Origin of the sequence: Acidovorax sp. FHTAMBA (genome assembly GCF_038958875.1) — a bacterium.
GTDB lineage: Bacteria > Pseudomonadota > Gammaproteobacteria > Burkholderiales > Burkholderiaceae_C > Acidovorax.
Genome location: NZ_CP152407.1, coordinates 1,012,402 through 1,038,493 on the forward strand (window position 1 = coordinate 1,012,402; position 26,092 = coordinate 1,038,493).

The window sequence follows — 26,092 nt, forward strand, 5'->3', positions numbered from 1 at the left end:
TGTTCTGAGCCGCTGCGCGGAACCATCATTCACTCTCGCCACTTTGATTCGTCGAATGGGGGATTGCGGATCGCAAGCTCAAAGAATGAGGTAATTGGCGAGCGCATTGATCTCAGTGCGGAGGACCTGCGCACATATGCGCAGCTCTCGGTGTCGGTGCTCAAGTATCTGCACGGTGATTGGCATTTGGATGCCCATCGCGAGAAATGCCTGCGTTGGCAAATCGACGCGCTTCAAAAATTGCACAGGTTGGAGCCGTTGGGGCAAGCGCAGCCTCGTCATATGTGCGTCCGGTGGAACACACGCGATCCCAACCTACGAATCGTTGATGTCCCTCGCTTACAAAGAGACATCTTGGAACGCAACCCTGGCCAAGATGTCACTTTCGACCTGAGGATCGTCATCACCGACGATGAGAGGAATTCCCCACGCGCCTATCTCATCCCTTGTGAAGTCCTGCCGAGGTTGGACTCGCTCCTTGAAGAGCGATGGTCAGATTACATCAGTCCGATTCCCGACGAGACCGAAGTAGCTGCGTCAATTCAAAAAGTGGGACAGTAGCGTTTTATTGCGGCACTGGTTTCACCTTCGACGTTGAATCCGGCACCGTACCTAGCCGCCAGTTCATCCGCTCGCTGCAAGAACGCTTCCAGGCCCGTCCCATAGATAAACTGCATCGCCCCCCCCGTCCACGCCGGAAACCCAATCCCAAAGATCGACCCAATGTTCGCGTCATGCACGCTGGTCAGTACGCCCTCGGCCAGGCAGCGCGCGGTCTCGATCGCTTGGCGGTAGAGCAGACGGTCCTGAATCTCCTGCACGCTCCATTCCACACCGGGTTTTTCGAACAGCGTTTTCAACTCCGGCCACAGGTGCTTCTTGGCGCCTGCGGGGTAGTCATAAAAGCCGCCGCCACCTGCGCGGCCTGGGCGCTTCAGCTCCTTGACCATGTGCTCCACCAGCAGCTCGCCGGGTGTGGCGTTATAAGTCTTGCCTTCGGCCGCGTAGTCGGCGCGGGTCTGGTCCAGCACGTGCACGCTCAGGGTCAGCGCGGTTTCGTCCAGCACGGCCAGCGGGCCCACGGGCAGGCCGGCTTGCATGGCGGCGTTTTCAATCGCGGCGGCGGGGATGCCTTCGCCCAGCATGGCGGCGCCTTCCATCACAAAGGTGCCAAAGGTGCGGCTGGTGTAAAAGCCGCGTGAGTCGTTGACCACGATGGGCACCTTGCCCAGGGCCTGCACGTAGTCGAACGCGCGTGCCACGGTCTCGTCATCGGTCTGCTTGCCTCGGATGATCTCCACCAGCTTCATCTTGTCCACGGGGCTGAAGAAGTGGATGCCGACGAACTTCTTGGGCCGACTGCTGGCCGTGGCCAGGCCGCTGATGGGCAGGGTGGAGGTGTTGCTGGCAAAGAAGCCGCCGGGTGCCAATTGCGGCTCGGCCTCTTGCGTCACCTTGGCCTTGAGGTCGCGGCTTTCAAACACGGCTTCGATGATGAGATCGCAGCCCGCCAGGTCGGCCGCGCTGGCGGTGGGCGTGATGCGGGCCAGCAGCGCTTGCTGCGCCTCGGCCGTCATGCGGCCTTTATCCACGCGGGCCTGGGTGAGTTTGGCGCTGTAGGCCTTGCCGGCCTCGGCCTTCTCGGTGCTCACGTCCTTGAGCACCGTGGCGATGCCCCGGCTGGCCTGGGCCCAGGCGATGCCTGCACCCATCATGCCAGCGCCCAGGATGCCAACCTTCTGCGGCTTGTAGCGTGGGGCCGTGCCTGGACGTGACTTGCCGCTCTTGATCGCGTTCATGTCGAAGAAGAACGTGTTGATCATGTTGCGCGCCACGGGGCCGGTCATCAGGCGGGCGAGGTAGCGGCTTTCGATGCGCAGGGCGGTGTCATAGTCCACCATGGCGCCTTCGACCATGGCCGCCAGCGCAGCCTCGGGCGCGGGGTAGCGGCCGCGCGTGGTCTTCTTGAGCATGGCGGGCGCCACTGTCAGCGCGCCTGCAATCTTGGGGTTGGCGGGCGTGCCGCCAGGCATCTTGTAGTTCTTGTCGTCCCACGGCTGCACGGCGTGCGGGTGGGTGGCGATGTGGGCCAGGGCTGCTGGCAGCAGTTGCTCGTGGGTAGCCACCAGTTCGTGCACCAGTTGCAGCTCCAGCGCCTCGGCGGGGTTGAAGAGCTTGCCTTCCAGGATGTAGGGCTGCGCGCCCATCAGGCCCAGCAGGCGCGTCATCTTGGTCACGCCGGTGGCACCGGGCATCAGGCCCAGCGTGACCTCAGGCAGGCCAAACTGGATCTTGGCGTCGGCCACGGCAATGCGGTAGTGGGCGACCAGCGCCACCTCCCATCCGCCGCCCAGCGCCGCGCCGTTGAGGCAGGCCACCACGGGGATACCCAGGGTTTCGAGCGTGCGGAAGTGCTTCTTCATGCGCTCGATTTCGCCAAACGCGTTGGGCGCATCGGCGGGCGTGAGGCGCATGGTGGCCTTGAGGTCGGCCCCGGCAAAGAAGCTGGTCTTGGCCGATGCGAGCACGATGCCCTTGAGCGCGGCGCCCAGGCGTTCGCGGTCGCCCAGCACCTGGGCGGTGACCTCGCCCAGCTCTTGCTGCCACTGGCGGCACATGGTGTTGACGGGGGAGTTGGTTTCGTCAAAGGTGATGACGGCGACCTGGCCTTCGGTGCCCTGGGCGGGGATGAGTTCGTAGCGGATGGTTTGCATGTGTTTGTCTCCTGATGCAGTGTTCTTGCGGCGATGTCAGGCGGCTCGACGAGCGATGTGCCCCGGCTTCGACAGGCTCAGCCCGAACGGATGGGGGAGGGGCGCGGCGTCAGCCTCTCCACTGTCCGTTCGGCCTGAGCTTGTCGAAGGCCTGCGCGCAGTGAGCCTGTCTGAAGGTTGTCTGAATGCCTTGGCTTCGACAAGCTCAGCCCGAACGGGTTTTGGGGATGGGCAAGGTGCACGGGGGGCGGAAGTGGGGTCACAGCCTTTCCACAATCGTTGCGATGCCCATGCCGCCGCCCACACACAGCGTGGCCAGGCCATAGCGCAGGCCCCGGCGGTGCAGTTCATCGATGAGGGTGCCCAAAATCATCGCGCCCGTGGCGCCCAGCGGGTGGCCCATGGCGATGGCGCCGCCGTTCACGTTGACCTTGTCGTGTGGCACGCCCAGCTCGCGCATGAAGCGCATGGGCACGGCGGCAAAGGCCTCGTTCACTTCAAACAGGTCGATCTGGTCGATGGTCATGCCTGCGCGGGCCAGCGCCTTCTTGGCGGCGGGCACGGGGCCGGTGAGCATGATGGTGGGGTCGGCACCGCTGAGCGCCGTGGCCACGATGCGTGCGCGCGGCGTGAGGCCGTGGGCCTTGGCCGCGGCCTCATTGCCGATGAGCACGGCAGCGGCACCGTCCACGATGCCCGACGAGTTGCCCGCGTGGTGCACGTGGTGGATGCGCTCCACCTGCGGGTAGCGTTGCAGCGCCACGGCATCAAAGCCCATGCCGCCCAGTTGCTCGAACGAGGGCTTGAGCGCGCCCAGGCCTTCGAGCGTGGTCTTGGGTTTGATGAACTCGTCTTCGGCCAGGATGGTCTGGCCGATGAAGTCGCGCACGGGCACGACAGAGTTCTTGAAGTAGCCCGCTGCGCGCGCGGCGGTGGCGCGGCGCTGCGATTCGAGCGCGAAGGCGTCCACGTCGGCGCGGGTGTAGCCGTCCAGCGTGGCGATCAGGTCGGCGCCGATGCCCTGGGGGACGAACAGCGTGGCGGAGTTGGTAGCAGGGTCTTGCGCCCAGGCGCCGCCGTCGGAGCCGATGGGCACGCGGCTCATGCTCTCCACGCCGCCCGCCACCACCAGGTCTTCCCAGCCGCTGCGCACTTTTTGTGCGGCCAGGTTCACGGCTTCCAGGCCCGAGGCGCAGAAGCGGTTGACTTGCACGCCCGCGCAGCGAAAGTCCCACACGGCCTTGAGCGCAGCCACCTTGGGTAGCACCGAGCCCTGTTCGCCCACGGGCGAGACGATGCCCATGACGACATCGTCCACCGCCGCCGTATCAAAGCGGTGGCGCGCTTGCAGTTCGGTCAGCAGGCCCACCAGCAGGTCGATGGGCTTGACCTCGTGCAGGGTGCCGTCCTTCTTGCCCTTGCCGCGCGGGGTGCGCAGCGCATCGAATACATAGGCTTCGGTCATGAATGGTCTCCGGTGGTTTCTCTAAACTTCAAGCAGTGCGGCGGTAAAGCAGCTGGGCTGGCTCACGCCACTACAAGGTGCTTTCTGACGCGGGTGCAGTGGTTTTTGCACTATCTTTCGACGGTTGTTATCTACATTTCTGGCTATGGAACGAAATACATCCCCTGCATTGCAGCGCATCGCTCGCAGCGCCATCGAATACGACGACACGCGCGAAGGGTTTGCGCTGGAGCACCATGTCGTGCTGGCTGCATCCAGTGCGCTGGCGGTGGCGGCCTTCATGGCGCCCAGCCCCAGCTCAGCGGCCATTCGCGGCATTGGCGCAGGCTTGCTGCTGATGCGTGCGCTGAGTGGCAGCCAGGGTGTGCGCTCCTGGCTGAATGTCACCGACCGCCGCCCCGGTGCGCCGCTCAGCCCCGAAGAGGCCCGCGCCGCCTGGTATCTGTAGGGAAATTCGGCGCCCGCGGATACCCATTCGCCTTCTAGCCGAAGAAGCCGATCACGCTGAGCTTGTCGAAGCGCCGCGCGGGGCTTCGACAAGCTCAGCCTGAACGGTAGGGGATGGCCGAACGCGAGGTCGAGGGCGCCAAGCTTAGTGCAGGGCTTGTTCACGTTGTCTTGCGCGTTGTGCTACTTGCCCAGGCCCATGGCCCGCGCAATCACTTCTTTCATGATTTCGTTGGTGCCGCCATAAATGCGCTGCACGCGTGCGTCGGCATAGGCGCGGGTGATGGGGTATTCCCACATGTAGCCATAGCCGCCAAACAGCTGCACACATTCGTCCATCACCTTGCACTGCAGGTCGGTCGTCCAGTACTTGGCCATGCTGGCGGTTTCGGTGTCGAGCTGATCGCGCACGATCAGCTCACAGCATTTGTCCACGAACACGCGGGCCACCTGCACCTGCGTTTGCAGCTCGGCCAGGGTGTGGCGGGTGTTTTGAAATGACGCCACGCTCTGGCCAAAGACCTTGCGCTGCTTGACGTAGTCCAGCGTCCAGTCAATGGCGGCCTGGGCGGCGGCCACGGCGGTGATGGCGATCTGGAGGCGCTCCCAGGGCAACTGCTCCATCAGGCAGATGAAGCCGCGCCCTTCCATGGCGGGGCCGCCCAGCAAGTTGTCCACCGGCACCTGCACGTCGTTGAAGAACAGCTCGGACGTGTCCTGCGCCTTCATGCCCATCTTCTTGAGGCGCTGGCCCTTTTCAAAGCCGGGCATGCCGCGCTCCACCAGCAACAGGCTGGTGCCCTTGGCCCCGGCCGCCGGGTCGGTCTTGGCGACCACAATCACCAGGTCGGCATGCCAGCCGTTGGTGATGAAGGTTTTGCTGCCGTTCAGCACATAGTGCGACCCGTCCGCACTTTTGATGGCTGTGGTCTTGATGCCTTGCAGGTCGCTGCCCGCAGCGGGCTCGCTCATGGCGATGGCGCCCACCACGGCGCCACTGGCCATTTGCGGCAGGTACTTTTGTTTCTGGGCCTCGGTGCCGTAGTGCAGGATGTACGGCGCCACGATCTCGCTGTGCAGACCAAAGCCGATACCAGAGGTGCCAGCGCGCGCCAGCTCTTCCATCTGCGCCACCGAATAGAGCTTGTCGGCCCCGGCACCGCCGTATTGCTCGGGCAGGCTCATGCACAGAAAGCCGTTGGCGCCCGCCTGGCTCCACACCTCGCGCGCCACGTAGCCCTGGTCTTCCCAGGCGGCATGGTGGGGCGTTACCTCTTTGTCGATGAATCGGCGAAAGCTGTCAGCAAAGGCCTGGTGGTCGGGCTGGAAGAGGGTGCGGTCGATCATGGCGTTTGTCTCTTTCTATTTATGCAAAGTTACTGCTTGGTTAAATTCTGCCACTTCCGAGGCAAAAACGCACTCACCAAAGACAAGGCCGCCCGAAGGCGGCCTGCTGGCAGAAACAATGCGGGCGACTATTTCACGTAGTCAGACACCACTTTCCACTTGCCATCGGTGATCTGCGACAGGCGAGAAAGATCGCTGCCCAGGCGCTTTTGTGGGCCAAAGGTGCCTTCGGCGCTGCCGAACATGTCGGGCGGAATCACCATGGTGTCCATGGCCTTGATGAAGCTGTCGGTGCTCAGGTTGGGACCTGCCTTCTGGGCCGCCTTGATGAAGGCATCGATGGCGTTGTAGCCGTAGACCGAGAACACGGTGGGGTCTTCGTTGAACTTGGTCTTGTACTTGTTGGCCCAGAAGCGGATGGGCTGGCTGGCTTCATCCAGGTAGGGGTGTTGCACCGTCATGGTGGCGTACAGCCCGTCCATGGGCTTGCCGCCCAGCTTGTGGATGAGGTCGGTGTAGGCGGCGCTGGAGCCCAGGAAGGTGGGGTTGAAGCCCGTCTTGCGCGCCTCGCCAATCGTGCCGATGGTCTCGCGGATGATGGTGCCCAGGATCACGAAGTCGCACTCCGAAGACTTCATCTTGGCGACCTGCGACGAAAAATCGGTGGCGCCGCGCTTGTACGAGGTCTTCTCGGTGAAGTCCATGCCCATGGACTTGAGTGCCGCCTCGCCGCCGCGCATTACCTCCAGGCCAAACTCATCGTCTTGGTAGATGGTGCAGATCTTCTTGGCGCCTTTTTCCTTGATGAGCTTGGGCGCGGCCAGGCGGATCTGGTCGTAGTAAGTGGCGGCAAACGAATACTTGAGCTTGTGGAAGGGCTCGTACATTTCCCGCGCAGCGGTGATCGGGAAGAAGTTGATCACGTTCTTGCTGAACTGCACGGGCATGGCCGCCAGGTTCTGGGCCGTGCCGATGTGGCCCACCATGATGAAAATCTTGTCCTGGTTGACCAGCTTCTGTGCGGCCAGCACGGCTTTCTTGGGGTCGTAGCCCGAGTCTTCCACCTTCAGGTCGAGCTTGCGGCCGTTCACGCCGCCTTGCTCGTTGGCCTCGTCCACGCGCAGCATCATGCCCAGCCGCACCTGCTTGCCAAAGCCCGCCAGCGGGCCGGACAGATCCTGGATGGAACCCAGCGTGATGGTGTCCTTGCTCACGCCCTGGCTGGGCTGGGCCTGTGCAGCACCTCCGGCCATGGCCACGATGGCCAGCGCGGCAATGTGATGAAACTTCATGGCACGTCTCCTTTGGTTGGATCGAACTCGGTTGCTCGTTATAGAACGGTGCCCGGGGTGGGGCACCAGCACTTTCCCTATCCTGATGGGCGTGGCCTGTGGTTGCGTGACGTGCGCACCTACCGGTACATCGCCTCAATCTGCGGTGCGTACTTCTGCTGCACCAGCTTGCGCTTGAGCTTCATGGTGGGTGTCAGCTCTTCATCCTCGGCCGTGAGTTGCGTATCGAGCAGGAAGAACTTCTTGATCTGCTCCACTCGGGCGAACTTGGCGTTCACGCGGTCGATTTCGCCCTGGATCAGCTCCTGCACCTCGCGCGTGCGGGTCAGGCTGGCGTAGTTGGAGAACGGCACGTCGTTGTCCTGAGCGTACTTCTCCACGTTCTCCTGGTCGATCATGATGATCACCGTGAGGTAGGGCAGCTTGTCGCCAATCACCACCGCATCGGTGATGTAAGGGCTGAACTTGAGTTCGTTCTCCAGCTCGCTCGGCGTGATGTTCTTGCCGCCCGCCGTGATGATGATGTCCTTCATGCGGTCGGTGATGCGCAGGTAGCCGTCGGCGTCGATCAGGCCCACATCGCCCGTGTGCAGCCAGCCTTCGGGGTCGATGGTTTCGGCCGTCTTCTCGGGCTGGTTGAGATAGCCCTTGAACACATTGGGGCCACGCACCAGGATTTCGCCCGTGGCGGGGTCGATGCGCACCTCGTTGTAGCTGGCCGCGGGGCCGATGGAGCCCGGTTTGATGCGGCTGGCCGGCACACCGGTGGAGGCGCCGCAGGTCTCGGTCATGCCCCACACCTCCAGCATGGGCACGCCCAGCGCCAGGTACCACTTCACCAGATCGGGCGAAATGGGCGCTGCGCCTGTGACCAGAAAGCGCGCACGGTGGATGCCGATGAGCTTGCGCACATTGTTGAGCGCCAGAAAGCGCGCCAGCATGAACTGCGCCTTTAGCAAACCGCCCACCGGCTGTCCGGCCAGCACCAAGTCAGCGATGCGGGTGCCCACGCCAATCGACCAGGCATAGGCCGCCTGCTGGATGCGTGTGGATTCCTTAAGTGCGATCATCACGCCCGAATAGAACTTCTCCCATACCCGCGGCACGGCGGTGAACACCGTGGGCGCGATCTCTCGCACGTTCTCGGGCACGGTGTCGGGGTTCTCCACAAAGTTCAGGCGCGCGCCGGTGTAGAGCGAGAAGTATTCGCCGCCCATGCGCTCGGCGATGTGGCACAGCGGCAGAAAACACATGGTCTCGTCGGCCTCGCTGCGCGAGATGAGCGTGTTGTAGCCGCGCACGGTGTAGGTGAGTGCGCCGTGTGTGTGCATCGCGCCCTTGGGCTTGCCGGTGGTGCCCGAGGTGTAGACCAGAATGGCCAGGTCTTCGGGGCGGCAGGCCTTGACGCGCTGCATCAGCGCGTCGGGGTGTTGGGCGTTCCATGTACGGCCCAGTTCACGCAGGCTCGCCAGGCTCAGCACATCGGGGTCGTTCAGGCTGCGCAAGCCCTCCATGTCGAACACCACCGCCTTGCGCAGCAGGGGCAGGCTGCTGCGCACTTCCAGGGCCTTGTCGAGCTGTTCATCGTCTTCCACAAACAGCACGGTGGTCCGAGAGTCTTCGCTCAGGTAGTGCACCTGCGCCGCCGCATCGGTGGGGTAGATGCCGTTGGCCACGCCGCCGCAGCTCAGCACGGCCAGATCGGCCAGCACCCATTGGATGTTGGTGTTGGACAGGATGGATGCACATTCACCTGCCGCAAAACCCAGCGACATCAGGCCGCCCGCAATCTCCCGCACGGCTTCCGCCGTCTGGTCCCAGGTCCAGCTCTTCCAGATGCCCAGCTCCTTCTGGCGCATCCAAACGCGCGGGCCGCGCTCGGCCACGGCGTTCCAGAACATGGCGGCGATGGTGTCGCCCGCGAGCACGTCGGTGCCTGCGGGCTGGATGTGAGAGAGATCCCAGAGATTGCTCATGCCGTCCTCACCGCCACGTTTTCTTCTTTTTCCAGCGGCGCTCACCGCGCACGCCGACGTCCTTCATTCCCAGGTAGAACTCCTTGATGTCGTCCTTCTCGCGCAGGCGCTCGCAGCTGTCTTCCATCACGATGCGGCCGTTCTCCAGCACGTAGCCGTAGTCCGACGCGTTGAGCGCCATGTTGGCGTTCTGCTCCACCAGCAGGATGGTGGTGCCGCGCTCGCGGTTGATGCGCACCACAATCTCGAAGATCTCCTTGGTGAGCTTGGGCGACAGGCCCAGGCTGGGCTCGTCCAGCAGGATCAGCTCAGGGTTGGCCATGAGCGCGCGGGAGATGGCCAGCATCTGTTGCTGGCCGCCAGAGAGCAGGCCGGCATCCTGTGCGGTGCGTTCCTTCAGGATGGGGAAGTAGCCGAACACGGTTTCGATGTCGCGCGCCACGCCATCCTTGTCGGCGCGTGTGTAGGCGCCCATCAGCAGGTTGTCGCGCACCGACAGCAGCGGGAACACCTCGCGGCCTTCGGGCACATGCATCAGGCCCCGGCGCACGATGGCCGCCGGGTCGCGGGCGGTGATGTCGGCGCCCGCGAATTCGATGGAGCCCTTGCGCGGGTCGATGATGCCGCTGATGGTTTTGAGAATCGTCGTCTTGCCCGCGCCGTTGCTGCCCAGCACGGCCGCGATCTCGCCACGACGCACCTGCAGGCTCACGCCGCGGATGGCCTTGATGGGGCCATAAGCGCTCTCCACGTTTTGCAGTCGCAGCAGGGGTTGGTCAGCCGCTGCAGTAACTGGTGTGCTGGTGGCGGCAAGTACGGCGTTCATTCGGAAACCTCCGTGCTGCGCACTGCGGTGCGAGCTTGCTTGGGGCGGCCCGGCGCGGCGCTCATGCCCGAACCCCCAGGTGGGACCCCGCCGGGCGGCGCAGGTTGCTCACATCGTCGATCGTGCCCAGATACGCCTCGACCACGCCGGGGTGCGTCTGCACTTCGCGCGGCGTGCCCATCGCCACCACCTCGCCCTGGTTCATGGCCAGCACGCGGTCAGATACCTTGGAGACCAGCGACATGTCGTGCTCCACCATCAGCACGGTGATGCCCAGCTCGTGCTGGATGTCCTGTATCCAGAAGGCCATGTCGTCGGTCTCCTCCATGTTCAGGCCCGACGAGGGCTCGTCGAGCAGCAGCAGCTGCGGCTCGGTGCACAGCGCGCGGGCCAGCTCCACCACCTTGCGCACGCCGTAGGGCAGGCCGGCCACCATGGTGTCGCGGTAGTGCTGCAGGTCGAGAAAGTCGATGACCTGCTCGGCCTTCTCGCGGGCCTGAATTTCCCCTTCGCGCACCTTGCGCGTGAAGAACATCTCGGCCCACAGGCTGCTGTGCTGCCGGGTGTGGCGGCCGATCAGCAGGTTGTGCAGCACACTCGCGTGCTCGAAGAGTTCGATGTTCTGGAAGGTGCGCGCAATGCCCAGGCCTGCTACCTTGTGCGGCGGCTGGTCGGTCAGTGGTAGCAGGGCCCCGCCCGGGCCCGCATAGGCGATGGTGCCGGTGGTGGGCGTATAGATGCGGCTGATGAGGTTGAACACCGTCGTCTTGCCCGCGCCGTTGGGGCCGATGAGGGTGAACACCTCGCCACGGCGCACGTCAAAGCTCACGTTGTTGACCGCGAGCACGCCGCCAAAACGCACACTGAGGTTCTGGGCTGAAAGCAGGACTTCGTTGGTCATTGCTGTCATTTCAACCTGTCGGATTTTTGAAAGGACTTCTGCCGCTTGAACAGGCCCTTGCGGTAGAACGGGAACATCTGCAGCCAGGTGCGCACCTTGAGCCAGCGGCCATACAGCCCCATGGGCTCGAACAGCACGAACAGGATGAGCACGGCGCCATACACCACCGCCTGAAGCCCCGGCGCCTGGCCGATGGCTGCGGGCAGCCAGTCCTTGCCAAGCGAGATGAGCTGCGGCATTGAAATGAGAAAGATCGCGCCCAGGAACGCCCCGTGCACCGAGCCCAGGCCGCCGATCACGATCATGAGCAGCAGGTCGATGGACTGCAGGATGTTGAACTGGTCCGGCGAGATGAACTGCAGCTTGTGTGCGTACAACGCACCACCCACGCCTGCCAGCGCGGCGGATAGCGAGAACGACAGCGTCTTGTAGCGCGCCAGGTGAATGCCCATGCTCTGCGCCGAGATTTCTGAATCGCGGATGGCGACAAAGGCGCGCCCCGTGGGCGAACGCAGCAGGTTCAGGATGGCCAGTGTGCTGACCACGGCAATCACCAGGCACAGAAAGTAGAACGACTCCGTGGTTTCGAACGAGTAGCCGAACATCTGCGGTGGCACCAGGTGCTTGCCCGAGTTGCCACCCGTCACCGACTCCCAGCGCGCAAACACCTCTTCAACGATGAAGCCAAACGACAGCGTGGCCATGCCCAGGTAGATGCCCTTGACGCGCAGTGCGGGCAGCCCCACCACCACACCCACTGCGGCCGACAGCCCTGCCGCGCAGGCCAGCGACAGTGCGAACGGCCAGCCCATGCCCGTGAGCACCGCCTGCGTGTACGCCCCCACACCCAGAAAGGCCGCATGCCCCAGCGAGAACAGCCCTGTGAAGCCTGCCAGCAGCATCAGCCCCAGGCCGACGATGGAATAGATGAGCACAAAAGTGAGCTGCGCCAGCCAGTATTCAGGCGCCACCCAGGGCGCTGCGACCAGCGCCAGGCCCAGCAGGCTGTACCAGAACACATGCCCGCCGTGTTTGGCCAGCCGGATGTCTTGTTCGTACGAGGTCTTGAAAAGAAAGCGCATGGGTCAGACTTTCTTTCTCAGCTTTTCGCCGAAGAGGCCATTCGGTTTCACCATCAGCATGATCAGCACCACGATGTAGGCCGCCGTGTCCTTGAAGCCGTCGGGCAGGTAAAAGCCCGAAAGCGACTCGACGATGCCAATCACCAAACCGCCCACGATGGCGCCCGGCAGGCTGCCAAAGCCGCCGACCACCGCCGCCGGGAACGCCTTGAGCCCGATGAAGCCCATGTTGGCGTGCACAAAGGTGATGGGTGCCAGCAGCAAGCCCGCCACCGCCGCCACCACCGCCGCCAGCCCCCAGGCCAGGCCGTTGAGCCGCTGCACCGGGATGCCCATGTAGTAGGCGGCCAGCTGGTTTTGCGATGCGGCCTGCATTGCAATGCCCAGCTTGCTGTAGCGGAACATCGCAAACAGCAGCACGCACAAAACGCCCGTGGCACCGATCACCACCAGCTGCTCGGCGCTGACGACCAACTCGCCCAGCCGCAGCGACTGGTCCTTGTAGGGTACGGGCAGCGTGTGCGTGTCGGTGCCGATGTTGGGGATCATGGTGACGAGCCCGCGAAGCACATAGCCGATGCCGATGGTGAGCATGACGATGGAGAACGCGGGCTGGCCGAGGATGGGGCGGATCACGGCGCGCTCCAGCAGCACGCCAAACACACCCATGGCCAGGATGCTGGCCAGCACCGCCACCCAGAAGGGAAAGCCCAGCACCGTCATGAGTGCCAGGCCGCAAAAGGCGCCGAGCATCATCAGTTCGCCCTGGGCGAAGCTTACGGTTTCGGTGGCCTTGTAGATGAGCACAAAGCCGAGCGCAATCAGCCCGTAGATGCACCCCTGTGAGATACCGCTGATCAACAGTTGCACAAATTGCACACTGGCTCTCCAGAATATTTTTGCAAAGCATTTGCTTTGCATAAATCATCGTGCCTGTGCGCGGCGCAGACCGCACTCGGGGCTAACCCTGATCGGGTTGCGGCATGAGCAGCGGCGCATATTGACGCAGTGCGCAGCGGGGCGCAATAAGGGTTGCGTCGGATGCGATGGTGCCGTGGCGCGCGGCGCCCGCCTATCCCCCCGGAAGGAGGGGCGCAGGGCATGTCGCTCATGCGACAGGCATGGGCCGTTCGTGCGCAGCGGTGGTGGCCGACAATGCTTGGGCTCGTTGTCCTGCCCCGGCCCGGCACGGCGCGCGCGGTGTGAGAATATGAGCGAAAATCGCCATCAGCGCTTATCTGTAAAGCGCGAGCAGCTATAAAATAATGAGCAAATTGATGGACTGGCGCCTGCCCTCCATCAGAGCCGCCCACCCGTGTCTGTGAACCAGCACCTACCCGCGAGTTTCCATGAGCAAAACTGTCCCTGTCGCGCCGCAAGACTTTGAGCCCGAGTTCATTGCCGGGCTCAAATCCATCTTTGAAGAAAAGATCGTGTTCAACCAGGTGCTGGGCCTGAAGATCACCGCACTGGCGCCCGATGGCGTGGTGGGTCGTATCGACATGAAGCCCGAGCTGGTGGGCCACTATGCGTACAACCGCATCCACGGGGGCGTGATCAGCGCGGGGCTGGATGCCATGGGCGGGCTGGCGGTGATGGCTGCGATTGGGGCCAAGCACATGGACGAGGCGCCCGAGCAGCGCCTGCACCGTTTTGCCAAGCTGGGCACCATCGACCTGCGCATCGACTACCTGCGACCCGGCATTGGCAGCCACTTCGAGCTGCGCGCGCAGGTGCTGCGGCTGGGCTCGCGCGTGGCCACCACGCGCATGGAATTCCTGGGGCCTGACGGGCAGATCATGTCGGCTGGCGCGGCCGCGTACATCGTTTCGTAGGTGGGGAGCCACCCCGGGGACGTGGCGCGGCAGGCCTTCGGGTTGTGTGATCAAGCAAGCCTTGCAAGCGCATGCAACCATCGAACCGTTTGGTTACCGTTCTTGCGTAACGAAGGCATCTTTGGCGGCATGTGAAACCTACGATGGCTCTCTTTTCAAGGAGATCTGATGGCCGTGCAAAACCCTTTCTTTGGCAAGCGTGAACCCGAGTCGTTTCAACCCCGCAGCAGCACCAGTTCAGGCTCCGTACTGGGGGGGGCTGCCGCCAGCAGTGCCGCACCGGCGCAGTCCATGCCAAGTTCCGTCGTGCCCAAGTCCGCCAGCAGTGACAGCACGGGCAGCAAACTCACGGTAGGCCCCAACATCAAGCTCAAAGGTGTGGAGATCACCGATTGCGACACGCTGGTGGTCGAAGGCACCGTGGAAGCCACCATGGATTCGCGCGTGATCCAGATCGCGGAGAACGGCGCCTTCAAGGGTTCGGCAGAGATCGACATTGCCGAAATCCATGGCGAATTCAACGGTACGCTCACCGTGCGCCAGAAGCTGGTGATCTTCAGCACCGGCAAGGTCAACGGCAAGATCCGCTACGGCAAACTGGTGGTGGAAGAGGGCGGGCAGCTGGCGGGCGAGATCGAGGCGGGCTTCTCCCCGGCGTCATCCTCCAGCAGCGCCCAGCGTGCCGCCGCGCCCTTGAGGGCTGAGCCGGCCGCCATGGCCGCCTGATCTGCTCCAAACCCTGCTCCCCGCTCCGCGCGTTGGCCGGACGCCTCCACGCGCGGAGCATAATTTTTTTGGCTGCTTGTGCTGCTTGTGCTGCTTGGGCCGCTTTTGCGGTTTACGCAGGCGCGTTGTGCCGGGGCACCGGGCGCGGCCTGCCCTGCTCATCGATGGCGACATAGGTCAACCGCGCCTCGGTGACTTTCACATACCTTCCCTGATCGGTGAACCGTTCGGCATACACCTCCACCTCCACGGTGACCGAGGTGTTGCCCACCCGCGTGATGGCCGAGAAGAACGACAGGATGTCGCCCACCCGCACGGGCTGCTTGAAGATGAATTCATTGACCGCCACCGTGGCCATGCGGCCCTGGATGTAGCGCGCGGGCAGCACAGAGCCCGCCAGGTCCACCTGCGCCATCACCCAGCCCCCAAAGATGTCGCCATTGCCGTTGGTGTCGGCGGGCATGGGGATCACTTTGAGCACCAGCTCCTTGTCGGTGGGTAATGCGGCGGGTGGTGGGCTGAAAACAGCAGACATGGGCACAATCTCGGGTTGGGGCTGAGCCAGACGAATGGGAACCACGGGTTTCCGGCGGCGGCTGGCCTGCAGAAAAACCACCTTGGCGTCAGCCGGGTCGGTAATAACAACAACACCTGGAATTGTCCCCCATGCGCCACCACGGCGAAGCCGCACCTTCCACCCCCGGCCCCTCCGCGCCCGCCACGTCAGACTGGGCCACGCTGCACCGGCTGCTGCCCTACCTGTGGCAGTACAAGTGGCGCGTGATCGCGGCCATCGTGTTCATGGTGGGGGCCAAGCTGGCCAACGTCAGCGTGCCCCTGCTGCTCAAGACGCTGGTGGATTCCATGAACTTCAAGCCCGGTGACCCGGCCACGCTGCTCGTGGTGCCGGTGGGGCTGCTCGTGGCGTACGGCGCGCTGCGCCTGTCCACGTCGCTGTTCACCGAGCTGCGCGAGCTGGTGTTTGCCAAGGCCACGCAGGGCGCGGCGCGCTCCATTGCGCTGCAGACGTTCGAGCACCTGCATGCGCTCAGCCTGCGCTTTCACCTGGAGCGCCAGACTGGCGGGATGACCCGCGACATCGAGCGCGGCGTGCGGGGCATCGAATCACTGATTTCCTTCTCGCTGTTCAACGTGTTTGCCACGCTGATCGAGGTGATCCTGGTGCTGAGCGTGCTGGCCGTGAAGTTCGACGCCTGGTTTGCCTGGATCACGCTGGCCGCCCTGGTGCTGTACATCACCTACACCGTGCTGGTGACCGAATGGCGCACCAAGTTCCGCCGCGAGGCCAACGAATTCGACTCGGCTGCGCACACCAAGGCGGTGGATTCGCTGCTGAACTACGAGACGGTGAAGTACTTCAACAACGAAGCCTTCGAAGCCCGCCGTTACGACGAGAGCCTGGAGCGCCTGCGCCGTGCGCGCCTCAAGAGCCAGACGACGCTGTCCATGCTCAACACCGGCCAGCAGCTCATCATTGCCGTGGGGTTGGTGGCCATGCTCTGGCGCGCCACGCAGGGCGTGGTCGATGGGCGCATGACGCTGGGCGACCTCGTCATGGTCAATGCCTTCATGATCCAGCTGTACATCCCGCTCAACTTTCTGGGCGTGATCTACCGCGAGATCAAGCAGAGCCTGACCGACCTGGACAAGATGTTCACCCTGATGGACAAGGAGCGTGAGGTGGCCGATGCGCCGGGCGCCCAGCCACTGACGGGCCTCAGCCAGCCCGCGGTGCGTTTTGAGGACGTGCACTTTTCGTACGAAACCCGCAAGGGCAACGACATGAGCACGGGCCGTCCCATCTTGCAGGGCATCAGCTTCGAGATCCCGGCGGGCAAGACGGTGGCGGTGGTGGGACCTTCGGGTTCGGGCAAGTCCACACTGGCCAGGCTGCTGTTTCGCTTCTACGACATCCAGCAAGGCCGCATCTCCATTGCAGGGCAGGAGATCCGCAGCGTGACGCAGGCCAGTGTGCGCCAGGCCATTGGCATCGTGCCGCAGGACACCGTGCTTTTCAACGACACCGTGGCCTACAACATTGCCTACGGCCGCCCCGGCGCCAGCCAGGACGAGATCGAAGCCGCCGCCCGCGCCGCGCGCATCCACGACTTCATCGCCAGCACCCCCAAGGGCTACGCCACCATGGTGGGCGAGCGCGGGCTCAAGCTCTCGGGTGGTGAAAAGCAGCGCGTGGCGATTGCCCGCACCCTGCTCAAGAACCCGCCGATCCTGATCTTTGACGAGGCCACCAGCGCGCTGGACTCGGCCAACGAGCGCGCCATCCAGGCCGAGCTGCAGGGCGTGGCGCAGAACAAGACTGCACTGGTGATTGCGCACCGCCTGTCCACGGTGGTGGACGCGCACGAAATCCTGGTCATGGACGCCGGCCGCATCATCGAACGCGGCACACATGCGCAACTGCTGGCCCAGGGCGGCCGCTACGCCAGCATGTGGTCGCTGCAGCAGGAGGCCCCCCCTGAGTCGCCATAGCCGCCTCGGTGCGGCCGCCACAGGCGACCGCTCTTCGGTGCCGTCCAGGCCTGCACAGGCAGGCCTGGAGCCGCGGCACTCAGCCCCTGAGGGGGACGACGCCATCGCTGCGGGGCGGCCCTTGCCAGGCGTCTCTCGCCGGGACTGCGCCAGTTTTACCCGCTCCGCGCGGAGGTAGGTGGCGCAGACTGCACAGCGCTGGTTCTCGCAGATTTTTATTGTTGATATTGCACTGACCCATGAAGCCCGTCCTTCTTGCCCTCATGTTTTTGTCTGAAGAGCACATCGCCCAGATGGCCCAGACCTTTGAAGTGATCTACGCGCCCGACGCGCCGCAGGCCGCTGCCGCGATCGCGCAGCACGGCAGCCGCGTGCGGGTGGTGCTCACCATCGGTGCCGTGGGCCTGAGCCCGACGCAGATCGACGCGCTGCCTGCGCTCACGCTGATTTGCGCGCTGGGCGCGGGCTACGAGAACATCGCCGTGGCCCACGCCAAGGCGCGCGGCATCGTGGTGGCCACGGGCGCGGGCACCAATGACGACTGTGTGGCCGACCACACCTGGGGCCTGCTGATTGCCGCGCAGCGCCGCATCCTGCCGCTGGACAAGGCCACGCGCGCCGGCATCTGGCGCACGGCCTTGCCGCTGCCGCCCAACGTGTCGCACAAGCGGCTGGGCATCATCGGCCTGGGCACCATCGGCAAGAAGATCGCACAGCGCGCGCTGGGCTTTGAGATCGAGGTGGGCTACCACAACCGCAGCGCGCGCACCGATGTGCCGTATCGCTACTTTGCCGATGTGGCGGCGCTTGCCGCATGGGCGGACTTCCTCGTGGTCGCCACGCCGGGTGGCGCTGCTACCCGGCACCTGGTCAACGCAGACGTGCTGAACGCGCTGGGCCCGCGCGGCGTGGTGGTCAACATCGCACGCGGCAGCGTGATCGACACCGCCGCCCTGGCCGCCGCGCTGCGCGAAGGCCGCATTGCGGCAGCAGGCCTGGATGTGTACGAGAGCGAGCCCGCGCCCCCGGCCGAGCTGCTGGACCTGGACAGCGTGGTGCTCACACCCCACGTGGCGGGCTGGTCGCCCGAGGCGGTGCAGGCCTCGGTGGACCGTTTCCTGGAAAACGCTCGCCGCCATCTGGCAGGCGAGGCGCCGGTGTCTCCGCTCTGAAGTTTGAATGAAAAGTGGCTCTAGCGCTCTACAGATAAGCGCGAGCAGCTATCAAATCAGGAGTTTTTGCAATGTCTCTGGATGTCGATGCCTTGCAGGCGCGGCTGCGCGCCTTTGCCGCCGAGCGGCAGTGGCAGCCGTTTCACACCCCCAAGAACCTGGCGATGGCGCTGATGGTGGAAGCGGCTGAACTGACCGAGATTTTTCAGTGGATGACGCCCGAACAATCGCGGGCAGTGCGCGACGATCCGGCGCTCAGGGAACCCATTGCCGATGAAGTGGCCGATGTGCTGCTCTACCTGCTGCAGCTGGCCGACCACGCGGGCGTGGACGTGGCTGCTGCGGTGGAGAACAAGCTGCGCAAGAACGCGCTCAAGTACCCGGTGCCGGGTGCCGAGGCTGGAATATGAGTAAAAAATGCCTCTGGCGCTTTGCTGGATTGCGCTGACAGCTATCAATATTGAAGCAACAGCAAGTGGCGCTCGCCGCGATGCAGCGCAAAAAAAGCCCCGCTTTTGCGGGGCTCGTTCAGGGGGCGGTGCGCTCGCCCTGGCCTGTTCTTACTGTTTGCGGGCTGCAATGGCCTTTTCGGCCATGTTCACCAGGTCGGCGCCGATCTGCCCCTTCCACTTGTCGTGCACGGGGCGCGTGGCTTTCACAAACGCCTCACGTTCGGCCGGGGTGAGCTGGGTGACCGTAACGCCCAGGGCGGCGATGTCCTTGAGCAGCGGCTTGTCGGCCTCGATCACGCCCTTGCGGGCGATGGCGATTTCTTCCTTGCCGGCCTCGATGGCGGCCTGCTTGACGATCTCCCGGTCGGCCGGGGTCCAGCTGTTCCACACTTCCTTGTTCACCACAAAGATCAGCGGGTCGTTCACGTAGCCCCACAGCGTGATGTGCTTTTGCGCCACGCTGTGCAGCTTGGCGGCGGTGAAGATGGATAATGGGTTTTCCTGCCCGTCCACCGCGCCGCTGGCAAAGGCGGGCTGCGCATCGGCCCAGCTCATCTGCGTGGGGTTGGCGCCCAGGGCGGTGAAGGTGTCCAGGAACAGGGGCGAGCCCACCACGCGGATTTTCAGGCCCTTGAGGTCGGCGGGGCTCTTGATGGCCAGCTTGGAGTTGGAGATTTCGCGGTAGCCGTTTTCGCCCCAGGCCAGCGGCACCACACCGGCTTTGTCCAGCGTGGCAAAGATGCTCTTGCCCACGTCACCCTGCGTCACGGCATCGACGGCCGCGTAGTCGGGGAACAGGAAGGGCAGCGAGAACAGGTTGAGCTGCTTGACCTGCGGCGACCAGTTGATGGTGGAGCCCACGGCCATGTCGATCACGCCCTGGCGCAGCGCACTGAACTCGCGCGTCTGGTCGCCCTGGATCAGCGAGACGCCGGGGTAGAGCTTGATATTGATGCGGCCATTGGTGCGCTCGCGCACCTTGTTGGCCCACAGCTCGCCGCCCTTGCCCCAGGGGAACGCGGGGCCCAGCACCAGCGACATGCGGTACTCGCTCTTGTACGCCGTCTGTGCGATGGCGGCTGGCGCCGTGAAGGCGAGGGCGGCGGCAGCGGCCAGGGCGGTGGTGAGGAAGGTGCGCAGTTTCATGGAGTCTCCTTACTATGAAATAAATAGCTGATGGCGCTTTTTTGACAAGCGTTAGGGCCACTTTCTACCATCAAAGTGATGTTTTGCTGGTGGCGGCGGGTGCGGCAGCCGTGCCCGCGAGGGCGGGGGCAGCGTGCCAGCGTTGCCCATGGTGCGGCGCTACGGATGGTTGTCCCGCGTGGCACCGAGGCCGAACGCCAGCGCCCCTGCGCCGCCCTGCACCAGTCCATACAGGCCATACACCAGGGCCGCACCCACGGCGCCGGCGGCGTCCACGCCAAAGGGTGCCAGCGCCAGCACGGCGGCGGCCTCGCGGGTGCCCCAGCCCCCCACGCTGACGGGCAGCGCAGCCAGCAAAAAGATGGGCGCCATGGCAAAGGCCCAGGCCGACCAGGGTGCCTGCACCCCCAGGGCCCATGCACCCGCTGCCAGTGCGGCGGCCGACAGCACCTGCACCGCCATGGATGCCAGCGCCTGGCGCAGCAGCCGCTGCCCCGTATCGGGCTGGTTGGCCAGTGTGTGCAGCGCGGCCAGCCAGCGGTGCGGGGGCGCTTTGCGGCGGCGTAAATGCCGCATGCCGGCCCAGGGCAGCACCAGCCCCAGGCCGGCGGCCAAGCCTGCCAGGCCGGCCAGGGCCCAGGCAGGCACCCCCGCCCAGGGCGCGAGCACCGGGGCCGAGGCCAGCGCACCCAGGGCACCGAGCACGCACAGCATCCACACCCCGCTGAGCCGGTCCAGCACGACCGAGGCACTGGCCGCCATGGCACCCTCGCCGCTTTGCCGCAAGGCCACCGCCCGGTACACGTCGCCGCCCACCACGGCGCCGGGCAGCAGGGCGTTCAGCCCCATGGCCTGGAAGTACCAGCGCAGCGCAGACCGGCAAGGCATCTTTGCCCCCAGCCACTGCACCAGTGCCCGCCAGCGCAGGGCGGACACGATGTTGGATGCCAGCGCCAGCGCCAGCCCCGCCAGAAGCCACAACGGCTGCGCCTGTCGCAGCCGTTGCCACAGCTGCGAAAGATCCGCCAGCACCACCACGCCCAGCAAGAGGCCCAGACCCAGCAGCCCGCGCAGCAGGGCCTTGTGGGCGCGGCTCATGCCAGCGGGGCGTCAGGTGGGCCGGCTGCAGGGGCTGTGTCGGCCAGTGGGTCGTGCTCGTGCGCGTAAAACTGGGGCTGCCCCCGGCCTTCGTGGTAGATGCGGATCAGCATCTCGCCCACCAGACCGGCCACGATGAGCTGCAGCCCCATCAGCAGCAGCATCACGCCCGTGATCAGCAGCGGCCGCCCGCCCACATCGTGCCCCAGCAGCTTGAGCCCCGCGAGCCAGGCCAGCATCAGCAGGCCCGGCGTGGCCAGCCACAGGCCCATGCCGCCAAAGGCGTGCAGCGGCCTGTGGCGATAGCGCATGAAGAACACGATCAGCATCAGGTCTAGGATCACGCGGAAGGTGCGGTCGATGCCGTATTTGGAAACGCCCCGGGTGCGGGCGTGGTGGCGCACCGGCACCTCGGTGATGCGCGCGCCGGCTTCTTTGGCCAGCGAGGGGATGAACCGGTGCAGCTCGCCATACAGGCGGATGCGGTCGATGATGGGGCGGCGGTAGGCCTTGAGCGCGCAGCCGTAGTCGTGCAGGTGCACGCCGGTGCTGCGCGAAATGAGCCGGTTGGCCAGCATGGAGGGCAGGCGTCGCGACAGGGCCTTGTCCTGCCGCTGGTGGCGCCAGCCCGACACCATGTCCACGTCGGGGTCGGTCTCCAGGCGCTGCAGCAGCAGGGGGATGTCTTGGGGTTCGTTTTGCAGATCGGCATCCAGCGTGACCACATAGCGGCCGCGGACCTGGTCAAAACCCGCCTGCAGGGCGGCCGACTGGCCGTAGTTGCGTACCAGGCACACCGCGCGCAGCCAGGGCCGGCCGTCGGTGAGCTCGCGCAGGCGGGCAGCACTGCCGTCGCTGGAGCCGTCGTCTACCGCAATCAGCTCGAAGCTCAGGGGCTGGGTGGCCATTGCCCCATGAATGCGCTCGACCAAGTCGGGAAGATTCTCGAGTTCGTTATAAATGGGCACCACAATCGAGACTTCGGGCGGTGTGGTGCTGGAATCGCGCATGGGTTGGTTCGGGTGTGGTCGATGGACTTGGTATTGTGCCAAGGCAAAGGCCCGCCAAGCCGCTGCCCGCCTTGCTCTCTGGGCCGCTGCGGCTTTATTTTCTGGTTACCTACCGTGTCTTTTGCTCCGCCGCCCCGTTGGTCCCCCTGGATGCACCCGCTTGCGTGGTGCCTGCTCTGGATGCTCGCCCATGTGGCGTCGCGCGTGGCGGTGTCGCCAGCGCTGGAACTGGATGAGGCCGAACAGGCGCTGTGGAGCCAGACGCTCGCCTGGGGTTATGGCAGCCAGCCGCCGCTGTACACGTGGCTGCAAGCGGGGTGGTTTGCCCTGCTGGGGCCGAGCGTGCTGGCCCTGTCGAGCCTGAAATTCATGCTGCTGGGCCTGACGCTGGTGCTGGTGTGGCGCACGGCCCTGCCCCTGATGCCCGAGCGCGCAGCGCTGTGGGCGGCGGCAAGCCTGCTGCTGATCCCCGCCATGGGGTGGGAATCGCTGCGCGATCTGACGCACTCGGTGCTGCTCACCTGTCTGGTCGCCGCCACCTGGTGGGCGCTGTTGCGCCAGCTGCGCCAGCCCCGCCCGGCGGGGTTCGCGCTGCTGGGGTTGCTGCTGGGGCTGGGCATGCTGTCCAAATACAGTTTCGCGCTGTTTGCCGCGGTGCTGGGCGGCGCACTGTTGTCGCTGCCGGCAGGCCGGGCACTGCTGCGCGAGCGTGGGGCCTGGTGGCTGCCGGTGTTGGCACTGCTCGTTGTGCTGCCGCATGGCCTGTGGCTGCTGGAGCACTGGCAGGCCGCCAGTGCCCCCACCATGGGCAAGCTGCAGTCCGTTGGCGACCAGCACCCGGTGGTGCGCGGCGTGCTGAGCCTGGCCAAGGCGGTGCTGGCCAACCTGCTGCTTTTTGCCCTGTTGGCGCTGGTGGCGTTTCGCAGCGGCTGGTGGCGGCCCACGCCCCCGCCAGCGGTGGCGGAGCCCAGCCCGGGTCCAGGTCTTTCCGACAGTGTCTTGCCCCTGTTTGGCCGCTATGTGCTGCTGCTGGCGCTGGCGCTCGCGGCGCTGGTCGTTGTGGGCGGTGTCACGCACATCAAGGGCCGCTGGCTCTACCCGCTGCTGTGTACGGTGCCGCTGATGGCGTTTGCTTGGCGGCCCGGGCTGGCAGGGCATCGGGGCGGCAGGCTGTTTGGCGGGATGCTGCTGGGCATGGCGGTGCTGGTGTGGCTGGCGCTGAGCCTGCGGGTCTGGGCCAATGGCCAGCGGGGCGCACCCGACGAGCTGAACGAGCCCGTCGCCGCGCTGGCTGGCGCCCTGCGCGCAGCCGGTTATGACGGCCGCAGCCCGATTGTGGCGGGCGATGCCGTGCTGGCCGGGCAGCTGCGGCTGCAGTTTGTGCAGGCGCCGGTATCCGTGTGCAAGGTGCCCGCCCCGCAGGCCACGCCCCCAACGGAGCCGCCCGCAGGCGCATGCGCAGTGGAGGTGTTGCGCGGCGGAGCAAACCAGCGATGGCTGCAGGTGGCGCGCGGCGCTCCACAGCCGCCGTCCGGTTGGTGGCACACGCCCGCGTTGCCCACAACGGCGGTCACGCTGGAGCTGCCCTACCTGCACGCGAAAGCGGGCCAGCCTCCCATGCGCTACCAGTTTCTCTGGCATCCAGCCCTGGCAGCGCCCCCTGCTGCCTCACCACGATCCCCCAACCCATTGCCTTCGCCATGAACACTGTGCTTGTCACTGGCGCTGCCGGATTCATCGGAATGCACGCCTGCGCCCGCCTGCTGGCGCGCGGCGACACCGTGGTCGGCATCGACAACCTCAATGCCTACTATGACCCGGCGCTGAAAGAAGCGCGGCTGGCGCGCCTGTTGCCGCATCCGAACTTCCGCTTCGAGCGGCTGGACATCGCTGACCGCCAGGCGTTGCCCGAGCTGTTTGCGCGGGTGCGCCCCGCCCGCGTGCTGCATCTGGCGGCGCAGGCGGGGGTGCGCTATTCCATCGACCAGCCGCACGCCTACGTGGATGCCAACCTGGCGGGCTTTGTGAACCTGCTGGAGGCCTGCCGGGCCTGGCCGGTCCAGCACCTGGTGTATGCCAGCAGCTCCAGCGTGTATGGCGGCAACACCCGGCTTCCCTTCAGCGAGGCCGACGCGGTGGACCACCCCATCAGCCTGTATGCGGCCACCAAGAAGTCCAACGAGCTGATGGCGCACACCTACAGCCACCTGTTCCAGCTGCCCACCACCGGGCTGCGGTTCTTCACGGTGTATGGCCCCTGGGGGCGGCCCGACATGGCGCTGTTCAAGTTCACCCAGGCCATCCTGGCGGGGGAGACCATTGACGTCTATGGCCAGGGCCAGCTGGTGCGCGATTTCACCTACATCGACGACATCGTCGAGGGCGTGCTGCGCGTGCTGGACAAGCCCGCCACGCCCGATCCGGCCTTCAATCCGCAGGCGCCACACCCCGGCCGCGGCCAGGCACCCTACCGGGTGTTCAACATCGGCAACAACCAGCCGACGGTGCTGATGGACTACATCGCCGCCATCGAGGCCGCGCTGGGCGTACAGGCCAGCAAGCGCCTGCTGCCCGTGCAGCCCGGCGACATGACCGCCACCGCCGCCGACACCCGTGCGCTGGCCGAGTGGGTGGGGTTTGCGCCCAACACCCAGGTCAGCAACGGGGTGGCCCGCTTTGTACAGTGGTTCAAGGAGTTTTACGCAGCATGAAAGTCACCGTATTTGGCACAGGCTATGTGGGCCTGGTGCAAGGGGCCGTGCTGGCCGATGTGGGCCATGAGGTGCTGTGCGTGGACGTGGACGAAGCCAAGGTGCAGGCACTGCGCGCCGGGCGCATTCCCATCTATGAACCCGGGCTTCAGCCCCTGGTGGCGGACAACGCCGCCCTGGGGCGCCTGCGCTTTACCACCGATGCCGCCGAGGGCGTGCGCCATGCCGAGGTGCTGTTCCTGGCTGTGGGCACGCCGCCGGGCGAGGATGGCAGCGCCGACCTGCGCCACGTGCTGGCGGTGGCGCGCACGGTGGCGCAGCACATGGACAAACCGCTGTGCATCGTCAACAAATCCACCGTGCCCGTGGGCACCGCCGACCGTGTGGCCGCCACCGTGCGTGAAGGTCTGGCAGCGCGGGGGCTGGAATTGGAGTTCGACGTCGTCTCCAACCCCGAATTCCTCAAGGAAGGCGCGGCCGTGGCCGACTGCCAGCGGCCCGACCGGATCGTGATAGGCACCGACAGTGCCCGTGCCGGGCGCCAGTTGCGCGAGCTCTACGCCCCGTTCAACCGCAACCGCGACAAGCTCCTGGTGATGGACGTGCGCAGCGCAGAGCTCACCAAATACGCTGCCAACGCCATGCTGGCGACCAAGATCAGCTTCATGAACGAGATGGCCAACCTGGCCGAACAGCTGGGCGCCGACATTGAAGCGGTGCGCCAGGGCATTGGCAGCGACCCGCGCATCGGCTACCACTTCATTTACCCGGGCGCTGGCTACGGCGGCAGCTGCTTTCCCAAAGATGTGCAGGCGCTGATCCACACGGCGCACAGCGTGGGCCTGCGCCCCGTGGTGCTGGAGGCTGTCGAGCAGCGCAACGCCGCGCAGCAGCGCGTGCTGTTCGAGCGCATCCGCGCCCACTACGAGGGGCAGCTGCAGGGCAAGGTGATTGCACTGTGGGGCCTGGCCTTCAAGCCCAATACCGACGATATGCGTGCAGCCCCCAGCCGCACCCTGATGGAAGCGCTGTGGGCCGCGGGCGCCAGCGTGCAGGCCCACGACCCGGTGGCCATGGAGGAGGCCCGTCGGCTGTACGGCGAGCGGCCCGACCTGCGCCTGTGCGCCAGCCCGCTGCAGGCGCTGGAGGGAGCGGATGCGCTGGCCATCGTCACCGAATGGAAAGCCTTTCGCGTGCCGGACTTTGCGCGCATGGCCGAGCTTCTGCGCGACCGTGCCGTGTTTGACGGGCGCAACCTCTACCCGCCTGAGCTGCCTGCGCGTTATGGGCTGCACTACGTGTCGATTGGTCGGCCGGTCCCTGCGGCGCAGGGCCTGCCCTCAGGGCGACGCTGAAAACATTTCCCGGGATTCGCGGCGCA

22 protein-coding genes are annotated in these 26,092 nt (G+C 65.3%); 9 read left to right on the forward strand and 13 right to left on the reverse strand.

The genetic code is table 11. From position 1 onward, the window contains the following. Nucleotides 1-542 precede the first annotated feature (542 nt). Together AAFF19_RS04720 and AAFF19_RS04725 are read right to left on the reverse strand one after the other, a co-directional pair. The gene (locus tag AAFF19_RS04720) at nt 543-2,714 is read right to left on the reverse strand and encodes a 3-hydroxyacyl-CoA dehydrogenase NAD-binding domain-containing protein (RefSeq protein WP_182118086.1); all 2,172 of its coding nucleotides are present in this window, start codon (nt 2,712-2,714) and stop codon (nt 543-545) included. A 259-nt stretch (nt 2,715-2,973) separates the two neighbouring features. Continuing rightward, on the reverse strand, nt 2,974-4,179 hold the full coding sequence (locus AAFF19_RS04725; protein ID WP_182118087.1) for an acetyl-CoA C-acetyltransferase: 1,206 nt from the start codon (nt 4,177-4,179) through the stop codon (nt 2,974-2,976). Between the two features lie 169 nt (nt 4,180-4,348). Here AAFF19_RS04725 and AAFF19_RS04730 point away from each other — a divergent pair, with 169 nt between their 5' ends. Continuing rightward, nucleotides 4,349-4,627 carry a hypothetical protein gene (locus AAFF19_RS04730; protein WP_182118088.1) on the forward strand — a complete coding sequence of 93 codons (279 nt, stop codon included), beginning with the start codon at nt 4,349-4,351 and terminating at the stop codon, nt 4,625-4,627. A 182-nt stretch (nt 4,628-4,809) separates the two neighbouring features. Here the strand turns inward: AAFF19_RS04730 and AAFF19_RS04735 are convergent, their stop codons facing one another. From AAFF19_RS04735 to AAFF19_RS04765, 7 genes are all read right to left on the reverse strand, one after another. Further along, nucleotides 4,810-5,973, reverse strand: a complete 1,164-nt coding sequence (locus AAFF19_RS04735) for an acyl-CoA dehydrogenase family protein (RefSeq protein WP_182118089.1) — start codon at nt 5,971-5,973, stop codon at nt 4,810-4,812. 128 nt (nt 5,974-6,101) lie between these two features. After that, nucleotides 6,102-7,265: an ABC transporter substrate-binding protein gene (locus tag AAFF19_RS04740; RefSeq protein WP_182118090.1), complete on the reverse strand. Its 1,164-nt coding sequence runs from the start codon at nt 7,263-7,265 to the stop codon at nt 6,102-6,104. Nucleotides 7,266-7,384: 119 nt separating this feature from the next. Continuing rightward, nucleotides 7,385-9,241 carry a long-chain fatty acid--CoA ligase gene (locus AAFF19_RS04745; protein WP_182118091.1) on the reverse strand — a complete coding sequence of 619 codons (1,857 nt, stop codon included), beginning with the start codon at nt 9,239-9,241 and terminating at the stop codon, nt 7,385-7,387. Nucleotides 9,242-9,248: 7 nt separating this feature from the next. Then, on the reverse strand, nt 9,249-10,067 hold the full coding sequence (locus AAFF19_RS04750; protein ID WP_182118092.1) for an ABC transporter ATP-binding protein: 819 nt from the start codon (nt 10,065-10,067) through the stop codon (nt 9,249-9,251). A 61-nt stretch (nt 10,068-10,128) separates the two neighbouring features. Further along, entirely contained in the window at nt 10,129-10,968 is an 840-nt protein-coding gene (locus tag AAFF19_RS04755) for an ABC transporter ATP-binding protein (protein WP_008903789.1), read from the reverse strand. 5 nt (nt 10,969-10,973) lie between these two features. Beyond that, nucleotides 10,974-12,050, reverse strand: a complete 1,077-nt coding sequence (locus AAFF19_RS04760) for a branched-chain amino acid ABC transporter permease (RefSeq protein WP_008903788.1) — start codon at nt 12,048-12,050, stop codon at nt 10,974-10,976. A 3-nt stretch (nt 12,051-12,053) separates the two neighbouring features. Further along, nucleotides 12,054-12,929 carry a branched-chain amino acid ABC transporter permease gene (locus tag AAFF19_RS04765; RefSeq protein WP_182118093.1) on the reverse strand — a complete coding sequence of 292 codons (876 nt, stop codon included), beginning with the start codon at nt 12,927-12,929 and terminating at the stop codon, nt 12,054-12,056. Nucleotides 12,930-13,399: 470 nt separating this feature from the next. Between AAFF19_RS04765 and AAFF19_RS04770 the strand changes: the two genes are divergently transcribed. Then, nucleotides 13,400-13,885 carry a thioesterase family protein gene (locus AAFF19_RS04770; RefSeq protein ID WP_034693242.1) on the forward strand — a complete coding sequence of 162 codons (486 nt, stop codon included), beginning with the start codon at nt 13,400-13,402 and terminating at the stop codon, nt 13,883-13,885. Between the two features lie 168 nt (nt 13,886-14,053). Further along, nucleotides 14,054-14,611: a polymer-forming cytoskeletal protein gene (locus AAFF19_RS04775; RefSeq protein WP_008903785.1), complete on the forward strand. Its 558-nt coding sequence runs from the start codon at nt 14,054-14,056 to the stop codon at nt 14,609-14,611. 112 nt (nt 14,612-14,723) lie between these two features. On the opposite strand, the gene AAFF19_RS04780 is transcribed toward AAFF19_RS04775, so the two are convergent. Next, on the reverse strand, nt 14,724-15,146 hold the full coding sequence (locus AAFF19_RS04780; RefSeq protein WP_034693273.1) for an acyl-CoA thioesterase: 423 nt from the start codon (nt 15,144-15,146) through the stop codon (nt 14,724-14,726). 131 nt (nt 15,147-15,277) lie between these two features. On the opposite strand from AAFF19_RS04780, the gene AAFF19_RS04785 reads away from it, so the two are divergent. The 3 genes from AAFF19_RS04785 (at nt 15,278) to AAFF19_RS04795 (ending at nt 18,704) form a co-directional block, all read left to right on the forward strand. Then, nucleotides 15,278-17,122 (forward strand): ABC transporter ATP-binding protein/permease, encoded by a 1,845-nt coding sequence (locus AAFF19_RS04785; protein WP_008903783.1) that lies wholly within the window; start codon nt 15,278-15,280, stop codon nt 17,120-17,122. A 239-nt stretch (nt 17,123-17,361) separates the two neighbouring features. Next, nucleotides 17,362-18,294, forward strand: coding sequence for a 2-hydroxyacid dehydrogenase (locus AAFF19_RS04790; RefSeq protein ID WP_047219844.1), 933 nt, complete (start codon nt 17,362-17,364; stop codon nt 18,292-18,294). A 71-nt stretch (nt 18,295-18,365) separates the two neighbouring features. Then, on the forward strand, nt 18,366-18,704 hold the full coding sequence (locus AAFF19_RS04795; RefSeq protein WP_179218035.1) for a nucleotide pyrophosphohydrolase: 339 nt from the start codon (nt 18,366-18,368) through the stop codon (nt 18,702-18,704). A gap of 150 nt (nt 18,705-18,854) precedes the next feature. Here the strand turns inward: AAFF19_RS04795 and AAFF19_RS04800 are convergent, their stop codons facing one another. The 3 genes from AAFF19_RS04800 to AAFF19_RS04810 all read right to left on the reverse strand — a co-directional run bounded on the left by AAFF19_RS04800 (nt 18,855) and on the right by AAFF19_RS04810 (nt 22,000). After that, nucleotides 18,855-19,892, reverse strand: coding sequence for a DctP family TRAP transporter solute-binding subunit (locus tag AAFF19_RS04800; RefSeq protein ID WP_182118095.1), 1,038 nt, complete (start codon nt 19,890-19,892; stop codon nt 18,855-18,857). A 159-nt stretch (nt 19,893-20,051) separates the two neighbouring features. Beyond that, nucleotides 20,052-20,990 carry a lysylphosphatidylglycerol synthase transmembrane domain-containing protein gene (locus AAFF19_RS04805; RefSeq protein WP_182118096.1) on the reverse strand — a complete coding sequence of 313 codons (939 nt, stop codon included), beginning with the start codon at nt 20,988-20,990 and terminating at the stop codon, nt 20,052-20,054. After that, nucleotides 20,987-22,000: a glycosyltransferase family 2 protein gene (locus AAFF19_RS04810; RefSeq protein WP_182118097.1), complete on the reverse strand. Its 1,014-nt coding sequence runs from the start codon at nt 21,998-22,000 to the stop codon at nt 20,987-20,989. The genes AAFF19_RS04805 and AAFF19_RS04810 overlap by 4 nt, the downstream gene beginning before the upstream one ends. 114 nt (nt 22,001-22,114) lie before the next feature. Here AAFF19_RS04810 and AAFF19_RS04815 point away from each other — a divergent pair, with 114 nt between their 5' ends. From AAFF19_RS04815 to AAFF19_RS04825, 3 genes are read left to right on the forward strand one after another with little or no spacing between them, the layout of a single operon-like run. Beyond that, nucleotides 22,115-23,704, forward strand: coding sequence for a glycosyltransferase family 39 protein (locus tag AAFF19_RS04815; RefSeq protein WP_342721389.1), 1,590 nt, complete (start codon nt 22,115-22,117; stop codon nt 23,702-23,704). After that, nucleotides 23,701-24,711, forward strand: a complete 1,011-nt coding sequence (locus AAFF19_RS04820; RefSeq protein WP_182118099.1) for an NAD-dependent epimerase — start codon at nt 23,701-23,703, stop codon at nt 24,709-24,711. Before AAFF19_RS04815 ends, AAFF19_RS04820 begins: the two co-directional genes overlap by 4 nt. Then, nucleotides 24,708-26,066 carry a UDP-glucose/GDP-mannose dehydrogenase family protein gene (locus AAFF19_RS04825; protein WP_182118100.1) on the forward strand — a complete coding sequence of 453 codons (1,359 nt, stop codon included), beginning with the start codon at nt 24,708-24,710 and terminating at the stop codon, nt 26,064-26,066. The genes AAFF19_RS04820 and AAFF19_RS04825 overlap by 4 nt, the downstream gene beginning before the upstream one ends. The last annotated feature ends 26 nt before the right edge of the window (nt 26,067-26,092 follow it).